11 protein-coding genes and 1 pseudogene are annotated in these 15,001 nt (G+C 66.5%); 1 reads left to right on the top strand and 11 read right to left on the bottom strand.

Annotated features, from left to right (window positions below; translation table 11 throughout):
- Positions 1-19: 19 nt before the first annotated feature.
- The 4 genes from RIV14_RS03915 to RIV14_RS03900 form a co-directional block, all read right to left on the bottom strand.
- Positions 20-2,086 (bottom strand): PTS sucrose transporter subunit IIABC, encoded by a 2,067-nt coding sequence (locus RIV14_RS03915; protein ID WP_178387864.1) that lies wholly within the window; start codon positions 2,084-2,086, stop codon positions 20-22.
- 232 nt (positions 2,087-2,318) lie between these two features.
- Entirely contained in the window at positions 2,319-3,851 is a 1,533-nt protein-coding gene (locus RIV14_RS03910; RefSeq protein ID WP_075372553.1) for a glycoside hydrolase family 32 protein, read from the bottom strand.
- Between the two features lie 43 nt (positions 3,852-3,894).
- Positions 3,895-4,140 carry a hypothetical protein gene (locus RIV14_RS03905; protein ID WP_081379582.1) on the bottom strand — a complete coding sequence of 82 codons (246 nt, stop codon included), beginning with the start codon at positions 4,138-4,140 and terminating at the stop codon, positions 3,895-3,897.
- Positions 4,137-5,375, bottom strand: coding sequence for an inorganic phosphate transporter (locus tag RIV14_RS03900; protein WP_075372554.1), 1,239 nt, complete (start codon positions 5,373-5,375; stop codon positions 4,137-4,139). The genes RIV14_RS03905 and RIV14_RS03900 overlap by 4 nt, the downstream gene beginning before the upstream one ends.
- Positions 5,376-5,683: 308 nt before the next feature.
- Between RIV14_RS03900 and RIV14_RS03895 the strand changes: the two genes are divergently transcribed.
- Positions 5,684-7,285, top strand: coding sequence for an Hsp70 family protein (locus tag RIV14_RS03895; protein WP_075372555.1), 1,602 nt, complete (start codon positions 5,684-5,686; stop codon positions 7,283-7,285).
- A gap of 23 nt (positions 7,286-7,308) precedes the next feature.
- Here the strand turns inward: RIV14_RS03895 and RIV14_RS03890 are convergent.
- The 7 genes and pseudogenes from RIV14_RS03890 to gndA all read right to left on the bottom strand — a co-directional run.
- Positions 7,309-7,630, bottom strand: a pseudogene (locus tag RIV14_RS03890) (aldo/keto reductase); the annotation flags it as partial.
- Positions 7,631-7,756: 126 nt separating this feature from the next.
- Positions 7,757-8,284 (bottom strand): MerR family transcriptional regulator, encoded by a 528-nt coding sequence (locus tag RIV14_RS03885; protein ID WP_009397704.1) that lies wholly within the window; start codon positions 8,282-8,284, stop codon positions 7,757-7,759.
- A gap of 317 nt (positions 8,285-8,601) precedes the next feature.
- A complete protein-coding gene (locus tag RIV14_RS03880; RefSeq protein WP_075372557.1) occupies positions 8,602-9,078 on the bottom strand; it encodes a DUF151 domain-containing protein in 477 nt (158 codons plus the stop codon).
- 129 nt (positions 9,079-9,207) lie between these two features.
- Complete coding sequence (ftsR, locus tag RIV14_RS03875; protein ID WP_075372558.1) at positions 9,208-9,858, bottom strand: transcriptional regulator FtsR; 651 nt, start codon at positions 9,856-9,858, stop codon at positions 9,208-9,210.
- A 110-nt stretch (positions 9,859-9,968) separates the two neighbouring features.
- The gene (locus RIV14_RS03870; RefSeq protein ID WP_075372559.1) at positions 9,969-10,421 is read right to left on the bottom strand and encodes an FHA domain-containing protein; all 453 of its coding nucleotides are present in this window, start codon (positions 10,419-10,421) and stop codon (positions 9,969-9,971) included.
- Between the two features lie 257 nt (positions 10,422-10,678).
- A complete protein-coding gene (gene pepN, locus RIV14_RS03865) occupies positions 10,679-13,378 on the bottom strand; it encodes an aminopeptidase N (RefSeq protein WP_075372560.1) in 2,700 nt (899 codons plus the stop codon).
- Positions 13,379-13,450: 72 nt separating this feature from the next.
- Entirely contained in the window at positions 13,451-14,926 is a 1,476-nt protein-coding gene (gndA, locus tag RIV14_RS03860; RefSeq protein ID WP_075372561.1) for an NADP-dependent phosphogluconate dehydrogenase, read from the bottom strand.
- Positions 14,927-15,001 lie beyond the last annotated feature (75 nt).

The raw sequence follows: 15,001 nt of genomic DNA, 5'->3' as shown, positions 1-15,001 counted from the left end.
CAGACAGTCCTTGAATGGATCAGGCCGTGGCCTGTGCGGCGTCGGCCTGAGCATTCTCCTTGCCGTCATCGGAGTCGTCGGTCTTGCGCACAACGTCGAAGAGGGCATCACCTCGGTGAATCGTTCCAACACCGTGCTCCTCGATTCCCTCGTAGCCCTGGGCGTTGGAGACGACGATGGGGGTGACGGTCTGGTAGCCGGCGGCTCCGACGGCGGCCCAGTCGACGTCCACCAGCGGCATGCCGCGCAGAACCTTGTCGCCTGCCTTGACCTTGGGGCTGAAGTGCTTGCCCTCGAGCTGGACGGTGTCCATGCCGACGTGAATGAGCAGCTCGACTCCACTGGCGGCTCGCAGGCCGTAGGCGTGACCGGTCGGGAAGGCCACGAGGACCTCTCCGTCGACCGGGGAGACAACCGGACCCTCGGAGGGGGCGATGGCCATACCCGGGCCGAGCATGCCCGAGGCGAAGGTCTGGTCCTCCACCTCGGACAGCGGGATAGCGCGCCCCTGGATCGGAGCGGTGACGGTGAAGTCCTCGGCGGCCTCAGCGGGCAGCTCGACGGTCTCGGCGTGCTCGGCCATGGCCTCGGCTTCCAGGGCGGCCTCATCGGCGTCGACGTCATCACCGGCCAGAGAGGCCTTACCACGGGTGGTGCCGTAGGCGAAGGCAGCGCCGAAAGCAGCGAAGAAGACGATGACCTCGAGGATGAGGTACTTGACGATGTCGTCGGGAACGATCGAGACGAAGCCAACGAATCCGGCGGCGCCCAGAGCCTGGTTGTGGATGTCGAGCAGGGCGACGGCGGCGCCCCCGAGGGAGGCCACGCCCATTCCGATGAAGAATGGCCAGCGCAGACGCAGGTTGACACCGAAGATGGCGGGCTCGGTGATACCGACGATCGCCGAGACACCACCAGCACCGGCCAGACCCTTCATCTTGGAGTCCTTGGTCAGGAGGAAGACCGCCAGGGTCACGGCACCCTGGGCAATGTTGGCCATGGAGGCGATCGGGAAGATGAAGGAGCCGGGACCGCCGCTGCTCATCTGTGCGATGAGAGGCAGCTCCACTGCCGGGAAGGACTGGTGCAATCCGGTAACGACGATCGGCGAGTAGACCAGGCCGAAGAGGAAGCCACCCACGGGTCCGGCGGTCGTGTACAGCCAGCTCAGGCCGTTGGTGATGCCGTCGGAAAGCTCGCGTGCCAGAGGGCCGACGACGACGAAGGTGAGGAAGCCAGTCACCAGCAGCGTGATGAGCGGGGTCAGCAGGAAGTCGGCAGTTCCCGACAGGCGCTTGTGAAGCCATTTCTCGATGTATGCCAGCAGCCATGAGACGCACAGGACGGGGATGACCATGGCCTGGTAGCCGATCTTGTCCACTGTCAGGCCGAAGAGGTGCCACACCTCAATGGTGCCGGCCTGTCGAGCTGTCTCGATCTCGTAGGCGCTGGTCAGTTGAGTGGAGACCATAGCGGCCCCCATGGCCGCACCCAGGTAGACGTTGCCGCCGAAGCGCTTGACTGCGGAGAAGCCGACGAGCACCGGCAGGAAGGCGAAGGCTGCCGAGGATACGAGGTTGATGACGTCGTCGTAGTCGGCAAGCCATGAGAACCGGTCGACGAGTCCATAGGCGCCAGTGGGGTTGTCCGAGGTGACAAAGGAAGGCGCAGTGAAGAAATCGGCCGTGAGGACGTTGTGAATCGCCATCATAAGACCGCCGGCGACCAGGGCCGGAAGCAGCGGGACGAAGATATCCGCGATTGCCTTGATGAAGCGGGAGAGCGGGTTACCGCCCTTGGCGGCCTGCTCCTTGGCCTCGTCCTTGGAGACCTCCTTGACGCCTCCGGTTCGGATCATCTCGGAGAAGACGAGGTCGACGTCTCCCGGTCCGACGATGATCTGGAACATACCGCCCGCGATGAAGGTGCCCTTAAGATCGGGATCCTTGTCGAGAGCCTTCTGATCGACCTTGTCCATGTCATTGAGGACAAGACGCAGACGCGTTGCGCAGTGCGCTGCTGCGTTGATGTTGTCGGCGCCACCGACGTACGTCAGGACGTCCTTCGCCACGCGGGCGTGATCCATGGCCACCCGGGGGTTTCCTTTCTCGTGATGGGACCGCAGCACCTGGGAGGGCGGGGAAACCCAACGGTCGGGATCATCGCTGACTCCCTGCGGCCACACCTGTGTCAATCGATAGTCACATTACAGTGAGTTAGAGCACCCTGCAACCGGAGAGAAAGGTCCTGGTCAATTCCCTGTCTTCGCCCTGTTCAGGAGCCCTTTGCTCCCGTGGCAACGCCACGTCGGGAAGGCCTCAGGACGGTGCAAAAGTCCTCGCGCTGCCAGCTGTCAGCGCGAGGCTCTCCCCCACCATCAGCCGCGCTCCCGAGCTGTTGATGTCGACGAAACTGCGCAGGGTGAGCACCAGCGCCCCATCACCGACGAAGACCTCAGTCAGCGAGCGGTCATGGATGACCTCCAGCACCGGCTCGCATCCTTCAGGAAGTGTTACAACGCGCGTGGAGCCGTGCTGGGTATAGCGGGAGGTGGAGCGATCCACCCGAAGCACCCGCCCGTCCAGAGTGATGTCCACGTGCGAGTCATCCGATCCGATTCGCAGTCCCCACGGCCCCATGGTCTGCTCTGCGTCGGCCTCCAGGCGCAACTGCCAGCTGCGGTGCGCACTGAGGTCATCGATCTCATAGATGCCCGTTTCCAGGTGCTCACCCACAAGAACCGGCTCCCCAGCGTCGTATGGGAGACAAGCGGCAGGGCGCTGGACGAGCCTCCCCGCTTTGAGACTCAGCATCCGAGGCATACTCAGGGCGTGGACCCACTGTCCGGTCTCGATGGAGGGCTGATCGTCCTCGGAGGCGTTGCCCGCCCACCCGGTCAGCAGCACCGGCCCTGGCTCGGAGGGACGCCGGGCAAAGACCTGAGGAGCGTAGAACTCGAAGCCCCGGTCGACCTCGTAGAAGACCCCGCCGGTGTCTTGCAGCTCAGTACCCACGAGGTGACCCACCGTATAGACGCAGGGGAAGATGTTCTCAAAGCCCTCCCGGTCGGGGTTGATGCCCTGCGGGCACCAGAAGAGAACGTCCCAGTCCTCACCGGTGTCCTCGTCCTTCAGCCGCACCAAGCCGGGGCACTCCCACATGTACCCGAAGGAGTCGAAGGCGCCTCCCGCCCCGGGGAAGCTCAGCTCCCCCTCCAGCTCCCAGGAGACCAGGTCCCGGGAACGGTACAGGACTGCGGCTCCGGTGGCGTTGGCGCGCTGGACCCCGATGAGCATCCGGTACTCCCCCGGCCGGTCGGCGTCCCGGAAGACCTGCGGGTCGCGGTAGTGGGCGGTGTATCCCTCAGCATGGGTGGGGATGAGGGGGTTGCCGGGCCACTTGGTGAAGTCGGTCAGGTCACCGCTGGTCACCAGGCACTGGCTGGCGGTGCGCTCGTCGGTCACCGGGTCCTTGAGGTTCCCGGTGTAGAAGAGGTGATAGGGAACCTGAGCGGCTGCGCCGTTGAGCTCAGCCCCCTCCAGCACGATCGCGTTGCCGGAGTACGCCCCGGAGCGGTCGTAGGAGGAGTCCGGGATGATCGCGGGAGCGTGGTGGCGCCAGTGCAGCAGGTCCGTCGAGGAGGAGTGCCCCCAGTAGACCAGCTTGCGGTGGGGGTGAAGAGGACTGAACTGGTAGAAGGCGTGGTAGGTGTCGCCGTCAACCAGCAGCCCATTGGGATCGTTGAGTCGCCCCACCGGTGGGACAACGTGGAAGCGGGGGTAGTCCGGGTCATCAGCCGCCGTGGACGCGGCAATCGCATCCAGGGCCAGGCCCTTAAGGTCCTCAGTCACGATCGGATGTTAGCAGGGCCACTGTCGCGCACCGGGTCGGTTCTCAGTGGAAGTACGGGATGATGAGCCACAGGCCGAATAACGCGATCATGGCGGCAATGGTGATAAAGACGCCCGCCAGGACCTGAGCCAGACGCACCCCTTCGACCTCGCCGGCCTCGTGCTTGGCGTGCACGATGGCCAGCATGCGAGCCGCCAGCGAGCAGATGGTGAGGATGAAGGCGGTGCCCAGCACCGTCACTGACGCCACCAGCCCCAGCGAGCCCCAGTCGATCGCCATACCGGTCATGCCATGGATCCTGTCGTCATCCGATGCGTACTGTCCTGGTCCGACACGCCGTTGACGATCTCCGAACGCACCTCGTCCAGCGTCAGCGGTTCACGTCCCAGCCCCGGTCCCTGCTTGACGACGACGATCTCGGAAGCGTCATTGACATTGGAAAAATCCACCCGGTTGTGGCCCGCCTGACGGATGATGGCCAGGGCTCCGAGAATGAGCAGGCAGATGACGGCAATCGTGCCCGGCACCCCGCCCTTGACCGCGACATAGGACGTGGCGGCTCCCACCAGGCCTGAGCACGGAAGCGTCACCAGCCAGGCGATCCCCATCTTGCCAGCGGTTCTCCACGAGACCTTGGTGCCCCGGCCGATCCCTGAGCCCAGGATCGACCCGGTGCAGATGTGGGTGGTGGACAGGGCGAAGCCCAGGTGGGAGGAGGCCAGGATCGCCACCGTTGAGGCGGTCTCGGAGGCGAAGCCCTGCGGCGCCTCGACATGTACCAGCCCGCGCCCCATGGTGCGCATGATGCGCCAGCCGCCCGAGTAGGTGCCCAGACCGATGGCGAGGCCCGCTGCGGCGATGACCCACCAGTGGGGGCCGGTACCGGCCTCCTGGTAGCCGCTGGCCACCAGCACCAGCGTGATGACCCCCATGGTCTTCTGCCCGTCAGATGTGCCGTGAGACAGCGCCACCAGCGATGCGGTGACCCGCTGACTGTTGCGGAAGAGCCTCTCGGAGTAGGGGTTGGTCGGATGCGCGATGCGGTAGGCCAGGGCTGTGGCCAGCGCTGCCGCCAGCCCGGCCACCACCGGTGCAATGACGGCGGGCAGAATGATCTTGGAGATCACCGTCCCCCAGTGGACTCCCTGCACCCCGGCCGCCACCACGACCGCTCCAATGAGTCCTCCGAACAGGGCGTGGGACGAGGACGACGGCAGTCCGAACAACCAGGTCGCCAGGTTCCACAGGATGGCGCCGGCCAGACCAGCGAAGATCATGGCCGGCGCCGCCTCGATCACCGTGTCGTCGAACATGCCGTGAGAGATCGTCTTGGAGACCTCGGTCGACAGGCAGGCACCGACGACGTTGAGCACGGCGGCGACCAGAACCGCTCTTCTGGGCGTGAAGGCGCCTGTCGCCACCGACGTCGCCATCGCATTGGACGAGTCGTGGAAACCGTTCGTGAAGTCGAAGATGAGGGCCGTCACGACGACAACGATCACGAGGAAGAGAATGGTGCTCATACCGTTCCCGATGGGAGATTTGGCTGCCCCTCTCGGCCGCCCTGGCAGACGGTTGCGGAGGTCCGGGTCGCGTGAGCGCAACCCACTAGTATTGTTACCCGCCGACCCCCCTGCTGCCTAACCAATCGCATACGAACCTCGCACCGGTTCCGGACGGCTCATAAGCACGTCATGCCCACTCCCCAGCAACACGGTCTTTCGTCCCATCTCAGGGGCAAAGCCGCTGAGCCAATTGTCACGTTCCACAAATACCTCTCGACATGGTGGCATTCCCCGGAAAGAGGAGCCCGTCACGATAGGGTCAACGCATGGCAGCGGACACCATGAAGAGCCTGGACAGCATCGGCAGCGGCATCCTCCCCGACCAGGGGATCGACTCCGAGTCGGCAACGGACATCGACCTGGGTATCGATCTGGGGACGACACGCACCGTCGTGGCACGTGCTGATCGGGGGAACTATCCCGTTATCAGCTTCACCGACGAGCACGGTGACGAGCACGACTTCATCCCCTCACTGACAGCACTGCACGAAGGCGCGCTCGTTCACGGTTTCGCCGCCAGGCAGGCCGCTCACCAGGGGGCTCCGTTGCTGCGCAGCCTCAAACGGGCCCTGGCCTCCCCCACGCTGACGGCCTCGACGCCGGTACGGCTGGGAGACCAGACCTTCTCCGTTTTGGAGGTTCTCACCAGCTTCCTACGCCACCTTGAAAGCGAGCTCGCTGAGCGAGGCATCGACATCGCACGCGTCCGCGTGGTGGTCGCGGTGCCAGCCCACGCCTACGGCGCTCAGCGTCTTCTGACTCTTGAGGCCTTCCAGCAGGCGGGCTTCCGTGTCGCAGCCATGCTCAACGAGCCCAGTGCAGCCGGATTCGAGTACACCCATCGCAAGGCGACCACCGTCTCCTCCAGGCGCACCCGGGTGCTGGTCTACGACCTGGGCGGCGGCACCTTCGACACCTCACTGGTCGACGTCATCGGCACTTCTCACGAGGTGCTGGCCTCTCACGGACTGGGGGACCTGGGCGGAGACGACGTCGACCTGCTCATGGCCACGATGGTCCTGAACCGGGCGGGCATCACCGAGGAGGATCTCTCCCCCACTGAGCTCGACGACCTGCTGGACCAGTGCCGGGATGCCAAGGAGCACCTCACCCCTCAGAGCCGTCGGGTGCTCATCATCCTGAGAGGTCAGGACGTCGTCCTGCCCGTGGCCGACCTGTATAAGGCCTGCACGCCGCTCATTGAGCGGTCCTTGGACACGATGGCCCCCCTCGTCGGCAGGCTGGACGACGGGAGCCCGGATCTGACCGATATCGCCGGCGTCTACCTGGTCGGCGGCGCCTCAGGCCTACCTCTGGTGCCCAGGCTCCTGCGGGAGCGTTTCGGTCGCCGGGTTCACCGCTCCCCCTACCCCGGGGCCTCCACCGCCATCGGTCTGGCGATCGCGGCGGACCGCACCAGCGACTATGACCTCACCGACCGACTCTCACGGGGCTTCGGTGTCTTCCGCGAGGCCGACGGCGGTCATCGTCTCACCTTCGATGCGATCCTCAGCCCCGAGTCAGTCCAGGCCTCTCCCGGTGGCCGGGAGGGTACGGTGCTGACCCGCGAGTATGATGCGGCGCACAACATCGGCTGGTACCGCTTCGTGGAGTGTGCCGGTGTCGACGAGGGCGGCGAGCCCCGCGGCGAGATCGCACCCTACCAGGACATCGTCTTCCCCTTCGAGGCCCCACTGCGGGACGTCGACGACCAGGAGCTGAGGACCTACTCAGTGGAGCGGCGCGATCACGGACCGCGGATTCAGGAGCACTACCGCGTCGATGAGGCCGGTCTGGTTCGCGTCACCATCACCGACCTCACCGACGGATACAGCCGCCGTTACGTTCTGGGCAGGCGCACTCTGTAGGCGCAGGCCGGCCCCACAGTGGGTCAGGAGCGCGCGGCATCGGAGACCCGGGTGAGAGCCCGGGTCTCCTCGTCACTGACACCTCGAGGGTCAGTGCCTCCAAGATCGGCCGAAGCTGACTCAGGTTGCGCGCCGAGGCCAACGGAGCGGTGACACCGGGACGATCACACAGCCAGGCCAGTGCCACCGCTGCCGGATGCGCTCGGGCGTGTAGTTGGACAGCCCCACGTGCCGGATCCTGCCGGCAAGACGGGCCTCTTCGAAGGCGCCGACGGTCTCCTCCAGCGGAGTGGACTCATCGTCGAAGTGGGCGTAGTAGATATCAATGACGTCAGTGCGCAGCTGCACCGCGGCGATACTCGCCTTGTCATGAGTCGGATCGACTCGGCCAGAATATGTGTGAGGCTGGAACCGTCACCACGGTTCCAGCCTCAGCGAACAACCGCTCTGATGGCGCGCGCCTCGCGTCGCTCAGATGGCCTGCTGGCGCTTGGCGGCGCGACGCTTGGCCAGCTCGTCCTCGACCAGCGGCGTGCCGAGCGCCTGAGCGTGATCGACGGGCAGGTCCGCCAGCGCTCCCTCAACCTCGTGCCACACCCGCCCCACGGCGATGCCGAAGACGCCTTGGCCGCCGGCGACCAGGTCGACGACCTCGTCGGCCGAAGTGCACTCGTAGACCGAGGCGCCGTCGCTCATGAGAGTGATGGAGGCCAGGTCCTCGACACCGCGGGAGTGCAGGGCGCTGACGGCCGTGCGGATCTGCTGGAGCGAGACTCCGGTGTCCAGGAGGCGCTTGACGACCTTGAGGACCAGGATGTCGCGAAAGGAGTAGAGGCGCTGAGAACCCGATCCTTTGGCGCTTCGAATCGATGGCTCGACCAAGCCGGTGCGCGCCCAGTAGTCGAGCTGGCGGTACGTGATACCGGCGGCGCGGCAGGCGACCGGCCCGCGGTAGCCCGAGTCGGCATCAAGCTGGGGCAGCGGGTCCCCGAACAGCATGCCCTGAGTACGCTGAGGCCTTGCTATCGCACTGGCTTCATTCATGCTCACGACCCGCTCCTGTCGCCGGAAGAACACGCACCTGAAACTGGTGCGGCGGCACGCCTCGTGCGGCCACGGCTCCACGATAGGGCCACTTGGGGCGATGCTCAACGAAGGGCACGCCTCATCTCGGTGTGCCGTCGGGCGTGAATCTCTAGCTGAGATCAACAGTTGCCTCCCAGGCGCCCACTATTCCCTGCGATGAAGCCAGTTCTCTGCTAGTACGTCACTTTCAACAAGTGATATAGATTACAACATTAGTCACACGAGTCACATCAGTCCCGCGTGTCGTCATCGGCGAGATCATCAGTCTGCGACAACATTCGCTGCCACTGCTCAAGTCTCTCCGCCCCATGGTCGTCACTGAGATCCACAGCCCTCAGGCGCGTCAGCGAGCTGCTGGCGTGCACCGGGAGCCGGTGGTATCCGCTCAGAAGCAGCCCCTCCCCCGGAGTGCAGGCAACCGTCGTCATCCGACTGGTACAGGCAGGAGTCTCAACGATGAGCCTGGCGACGATGCGCGCATCATCGTCAACGTCGAGCTCAGTGCGCCCGATCCGACCACCCAGTGCCTCGACGACGTCGTCAAGGAGCCGTGGCCAGGAGGGCGACCGGTGCGAGCTGTGAGCCTGCAGCGCCAGTCCCTCGTGCGCCGTCACCGGAATGGCCAGCATCGCCGGCCCGCCGTCCTCCACGAGGACGGCGACCAAGCCGTCATCAGGATCAGTGGATCTGACACCCACCAACTGCATCAATGGCACGTTCCAACCCTACGGGAGGCAGTCACCCCTGTCCCGGGAACACGCAACCGATGTACGCTGACCTTCGTCGACACGGGGCCCGGCCTGGTCAACGCCTACTGGGCGTGCGCACACCCGCTGTCAGCCCAGAGCATCGACAGCGCGACGCAGCAGAATCGTGTGCAGATCCGCGACGAGCTCGGCCAGTTCCCGAGCCGTCTCCTCACCGGCACTGCGCGACCGCGAGCGGCGCGGAGCCACCGCCTGATCGATCGTGTCCGCCTCCCGCTCAGCTGAGGCGCGTACCGCACGCAGGTTGCGCAGGGGCACTCCCTTGCGGGTGATCTCCATGGCTAGACGCACGGTCCTCAGGTTCTGCTGACTGTAACGCCCCCGAACATCGGGACTGATGAGTCCGACGGCGACGAGCTCCTCGATCTGGGACTCACTGGCACCGGAGTGGACCAAGAGCGCCTCCAGGTCCATGGGGCCGTCGTCGACGATCTGCCCGTCTCGGGCAACCACCCGAGCAACAGGCTGCGGAGCGGGGGCCTCGACGTCGGCGTCCAGCCGTGCCAGACGGTCACGGATGACGTGCAACGGAAGGTACTCGTCGCGCTGCACCGCCAAGGCGTAGCGCAGACGCTCCAGGTCCGCCTGCGAGTAGCGGCGGTACCCGTTGCCGACACGATGAGGACTGATGAGCCCCTCACCCTCGAGATAACGAACCTTGGAGATCGACAGGGCAGGGAACTCCACCTTGAGGAGATCCACCACCTGCCCGATCTTCATCACGGGCTCTCGAGAGATTCCGCGGGGCCAGGTCTCGCCTGCCGGGCACTCAGAGGCTTCAAGCAAGGAGGAGGGGGCGTCTCGCTTCTTGCTTCGTGCTGTTGCAGCGCTCACCGAGACGCGGCTCCGCCCTGGGGGCCGGGGTGGTAGGTCATCCGGTACTTGCCGATCTGAACCTCATCACCGGAGCGAAGAGCCGCCTGCTCCACGCGCGTGCGATTGACGTATGTTCCATTGAGTGAACCGGAGTCACGGACGCCGTACCCGCCATCGGGCAGAGACGAGAAGACCGCGTGCTTCCTGGAGACGGTGACGTCGTCGAGGAAGATGTCGGCACGGGGGTGGCGCCCGACCGTCGTCTCCTCGGCGTCCAGGAGGAACCGCGCACCGGTAGTCGGCCCGTGGTGGACGAGGAGAAGCGCCGTTCCCGACGGCAGGGCAGCGATCGCAGCGGCGTCCTGCTGGCTCAGCCCCACCACCGGGGAGTCAACTGAGCTGGCAACGTCAACGACCCCGAAGGTCTGTGTGGAGGAGGGATCCTGCTCGATCGGACTGCTCGACATTATTCCTGCCCCTCAGTTCGTTGCGGCGCCCGGTGCGCCGCCTCAGGGACCACCATACCGTTCGTTGCACCGCCGTCGAGCCAACACCACGACGCGGCTCTCCATGATTGTCCACGAGCCTACCCGCTGCACGCCCGCAACAATGCCCTCGAGGTGACCAGGAGCACCGATTGAAGGTCTCAAACAGGTCACGGCTCCGCATTGATGTTGGTCAGGCTAGGACAAAGGTCTCACAGGCATGGAGATGGTCTGAGCTCTCAGAGATCCTCTGAGCCGGTGCGTCGAGCGTTCAGATCACGTCGCAGGTCGTCGAGGCTCTTGAGGACGAGCCGGCGCAGGGCCGACGGCGCATCGGGGTGCGTCGTGAGCCAGTCCTCGACCGCTTGGGCGTCCGCCTCGTCCCCGCAGGCCGGGAAGAGCCCGATGACCAACCGGGTGGCGATCTCCTGGCCGCGCCCGGACCACAGTCCGGGAAGCTCCTGGAGGTATCGAGGGGTGAATGCCGCGGTCAGCTCTCGGTGGGCATCGACGGCGAAGCCCGCCACGAGGGCATCGATGTGGTCGTTGCTCAAAGCGGTGTCGTTCAGGAGCCGGTCGAAGACCTCGGCCTTGAGGTCCTGGCGGGGCATCGAGCTGGAGGCCTGCAGGTGACGGGTGATGCCACTGGCCGTCGGGTCTGCCTTCCGCTGCGCCTCGAGCTCGTCGGCGCTGACGGCATCCAGTCGCGCCAAGGCGGTCAGGGCCCGCCACCGCATGTCGGCGTCCAGCTCCAGGCCGGGCAGAGCGCCATCCAGGATCTCGCGTGCACGAGTGGCCGCCTGGGCGCTATCCGCCTCACCGAGCAGCCGTGCCTGCCCTGCGGCCTCCAGCCAGGCACGGGCTCGCACCATCTGAGCGTCGGAGCCCGGCGCGGCAGCACGGAGCCTGCCCCACCCGCCGCGCAGGACGGCCGGGTCCGTCTCTTTCGACGGCTCGGTCGAGTCATCGGCCAGGAGGAGACCCAGGAGCGCACGACGCCTGTGCCCTCCGGCATACCTGCAGGCGACCCGCAGCGCCTGGTTCAGCAGGACGGTCAGGGTGCTCGGCTCGGTGTCGTCGTCGGCGTGTGCCAGGACGGCCTGGACGAACAGTGCCGCATCGATGAGCGCGTCACGCACCAGGTTGTGCAGCATCGACCAGGCCAGGGACCGCGCCATGGGGTCGCGCAGGGAACCGAGCGAGGTGGTCAGGCAGGACAGTGAGGCGTCGTCAGGCCGCACGATGGCGTAGGTGAGGTCCTCGTCGTTGACGACGACGAGATCGGGAGCGGGCAGACCCACGGCCTCGGCGACGTCGAGCCGCTCGGCATCCAGAGTGACCGGCAGCCTGTGGGTGCGTACCAGCACCCCTCCCCCGTCGAAGGAGTACAGGCCGACGACGAGTGTGTGCGGACGCAGGACGCTCTGCCCGGTCACCGGGTCGATTCCCTCCTGCCTTAGGGTCAGGGAGACGATCCGCCCCTCATGAACGGCCAGCTCGTCGGTGATGACCGAGGGACCTGCGGTGTGGAGCCAGGCGCGAGCCCAGTCGTGCATGTCGCGGCCCGAGACCTGGGAGAGCACGCGCAGGAAGTCGTCCAGGGAGGCGTTTCCGTAGGCCCTGCATTCAAAGAGGAGCCCCGCGGCCTCCAGGAAGGTCTCCTGGCCGACGTGGGCGACGAGCTGCTTGAGGACGGCGGCGCCCTTGGCGTAGGTGATGCCGTCGAAGGCCTGCCGGGCGGCCTCGACGTCATCGACCTGCGCAACGATGGGGTGGGTGGTGGCCGGCCGGGAGTCCTCCAGGTAGGCCCAGGCCTTACGGGTGGAGGCGAAGCTCACCCAGGCCTCGGTGTAGCCGGCCGCCTCGGCCTCGGCCCAGGTGCCCTGGTGATCGGCGAAGGACTCCTTGAGCCAGGTGTCCTCCCACCACGTGGGGGTCACGAGGTCGCCGAACCACATGTGACACATCTCGTGGAGGATCGTGTTGGCGCGTCCGGCCCTCTGGGAGCGGGTGACCGGCCCCCGGAAGAGGTAGAGCTCCTCGTTGAAGGTGACGCAGCCCGGATTCTCCATGGCTCCGAGGTTGTACTCCGGGACGAGCACGCTGTCGTAGGAGTCCCAGGGGAAGCCGTAGGCATAGGCACGGTCGTAGAGGTCCAGGCCGGCGCGGGTCAGGTCGAGGAGCTCGGCGGCATCGAGGTGCTCGGCCAGGCTGGCGCGGCAGGACCAGGACAGTGGGATCGTCAGGCCCGGACGGCTCGGGGACGTCCATTGCCCGGTCACTCGGTGCCAGGGGCCTGCGGCCAGTGCCGTGAGGTAGCTGGGCAGGGGTCTGGAGGCAGCGAAGGATGTCGTCTCACAGCCGGAGTCGGTGCCGGTCGGGGACTGACGGCTCGATCCGCCTGCTTGCGGTCGGGTGTTGGACATGACCGTCCAGCCGCGTGGGTGAGTGACCTCCAGCGAGAAGCGGGTCTTGATGTCCGGCTGCTCCATGATCGGCCAGGCCCGGCGCGCGTCGGAGGGCTCGAAGTGGGTGTAGAGGTAGGTGGCGCCGTCAACCGGGTCGTGGAAGCGGTGCAGCCCCTGGCCCGAGTTGGAGTAGAGGCCGCGCGCCGTGATCTCCACCGTGTGCTCGCCCGGGTCGAGGACGGGCAGCTCGATACGGGCCCCGTCCCAGCTCACCGGGGCGGGTTGCCCGTCAATGCTGAGGGAGTCGACCGCCTGCCCCACGAAGTCCACCCAGAGACCTTCAACGCGTTGCCTGATGTCCAGGCGCATCAGGCAACGCACACTGAAGGCGGGCTCGCGACGGACGGCGGCCCCGGTGATGTCGACGACCACGTGGGTAGAGGGCACCTGGCACACGGAGGATCGCCAGGAGGCCTCCTCGTGACGCAGGTTCGTGGGACTGTCTGAGCGGGCAGGCGCGGTGGTTGTCATGCGCCAGAATCTAGCGCTATGTGATCGCGACTGAGGCCTCCACGAGACGGGTGCGAGGCCTCATCGGGGGTCTCAGTCCCACTTCTCCTCGGTGCGCTCGGGCGTGGCCCACAGGGTGTGGTAGACGCCCTCGACGTCGTCGGTGCGGTGGTAGGTGTGCGAGCCGAAGAAGTCTCGCTGCCCCTGGATGAGAGCGGCCGGCAGACGGCGTGAGCGCAGCTGGTCAACGTAGGCCAGGGAGGAGGCGAAGGCAGGGGCGGGGACACCGGTGGTGGCGGAGGTGGCGACGACCTGGCGCCAGGCGGGCAGGACCTTCGCCAGGGAGGAGGCGAAGACCGGCGCCGTGAGCAGACTGGCCAGAGCCGGGTTCTCGTCGTAGGCGCGGGTGATGTCGTCCAGGAAGCGGGCGCGAATGATGCAGCCGCCTCGCCAGATGCGGGCCATGGCGCCCAGGTCGATGTTCCAGTCGAACTGCTTGGAGGCGGTGGCGATCTCATCGAAACCCTGGGCGTAGGCAGCGATCTTGGAGCCGTAGAGGGCCTGCTTGACGGCATCGACGAAGGCGCCTCGCTCCTCGGGGTCGGTCAGGGCCGTCTGCGTGGTTCCTGCAGCGATGTCGGCGGCCTGGACCGCGGCCCGCGCCGCGCTGGAGGAGGAGACCGCGCGCGCGAAGGTGGCCTCGGCGATGGCGGGCACAGCCACTCCCAGCTCGAGGGCCGTCTGGGTGGTCCACACGCCGGTGCCCTTCTGGCCGGCCGCGTCGACGACGACGTCGACGAAGGCCTCTCCGGTGGCCGCGTCGGTGTGGGACAGGACCTCGGTGGTGATGTCGATGAGGTAGGAGTCGAGCTCGGAGTCCTTCCAGGAGCGGAAGACCTCGGCGATCTCCTCCACGGTGAACCCGCCGACGTGGCGCAGCAGGTCGTAGGCCTCGGCGATGAGCTGCATGTCGGCGTACTCAATGCCGTTGTGGACCATCTTGACGAAGTGGCCGGCGCCGTCGGGACCGACGTGGGTGCAGCACGGCGTGCCATCGACGTGGGCCGAGATGGACTCCAGCATCGGCCCCAGGCGGTCATAGGACTCGGCAGTGCCGCCAGGCATGATCGAGGGGCCGTTGAGCGCCCCCTCCTCGCCGCCGGAGACCCCCATGCCCACGAAGTGCAGGCCGCGCTCACGCAGGGAGACCTCACGGCGCCGGGTGTCGGTGTAGAGCGTGTTGCCGGCGTCGACGATGATGTCACCGGGCTCCATGAGGGCGGCGAGCTCCTCGATCACCGCCTCCGTGGCCGCTCCGGCCTGGACCATGATGATGGCCACACGCGGCGTGCGCAGCGAGGCCACGAAGTCCTTCAGGTCGGCCGCGGGCACGAAGTCGCCCTCGGAGCCGTAGCGTTCGATGAGCCTCTCGGTACGGGCCAGCGTGCGGTTGAAGACGGCGACCGCGTGACCGTGACGAGCCAGGTTGCGGGCCAGGTTCGCCCCCATCACCCCCAGCCCGAAGACACCGAGATCGGCTGTGGCCGGTGCGGGGGTGAAGCTGCTCATGGAAGTCCTTTCCTGTGCCGCAGCCCTGATGACGGCGCTGCGATTCCAAGCCTTGGTGGTGGACGATACTGGTTG

The organism is Actinomyces acetigenes (assembly GCF_031296635.1).
GTDB lineage: Bacteria > Actinomycetota > Actinomycetes > Actinomycetales > Actinomycetaceae > Actinomyces > Actinomyces acetigenes.
Note: the sequence above shows the minus strand (reverse complement) of the source record. Positions and strands in the feature narration are given on the sequence as shown.

Excerpts from the sequence above, each read along its gene's own strand:
- RIV14_RS03870 (WP_075372559.1), bottom strand. The coding sequence starts at position 10,421 with ATGTCGAGCAGTCCGATCGAGCAGGATCCCTCCTCCACACAGACCTTC.
- RIV14_RS03885 (WP_009397704.1), bottom strand. The coding sequence starts at position 8,284 with ATGCTGTTCGGGGACCCGCTGCCCCAGCTTGATGCCGACTCGGGCTAC.
- pepN (WP_075372560.1), bottom strand. The coding sequence starts at position 13,378 with ATGACAACCACCGCGCCTGCCCGCTCAGACAGTCCCACGAACCTGCGT.
- RIV14_RS03880 (WP_075372557.1), bottom strand. The coding sequence starts at position 9,078 with ATGCAGTTGGTGGGTGTCAGATCCACTGATCCTGATGACGGCTTGGTC.
- ftsR (WP_075372558.1), bottom strand. The coding sequence starts at position 9,858 with ATGAAGATCGGGCAGGTGGTGGATCTCCTCAAGGTGGAGTTCCCTGCC.
- RIV14_RS03895 (WP_075372555.1), top strand. The coding sequence starts at position 5,684 with ATGGCAGCGGACACCATGAAGAGCCTGGACAGCATCGGCAGCGGCATC.
- RIV14_RS03915 (WP_178387864.1), bottom strand. The coding sequence starts at position 2,086 with ATGGATCACGCCCGCGTGGCGAAGGACGTCCTGACGTACGTCGGTGGC.
- RIV14_RS03905 (WP_081379582.1), bottom strand. The coding sequence starts at position 4,140 with ATGACCGGTATGGCGATCGACTGGGGCTCGCTGGGGCTGGTGGCGTCA.
- RIV14_RS03900 (WP_075372554.1), bottom strand. The coding sequence starts at position 5,375 with ATGAGCACCATTCTCTTCCTCGTGATCGTTGTCGTCGTGACGGCCCTC.
- gndA (WP_075372561.1), bottom strand. The coding sequence starts at position 14,926 with ATGAGCAGCTTCACCCCCGCACCGGCCACAGCCGATCTCGGTGTCTTC.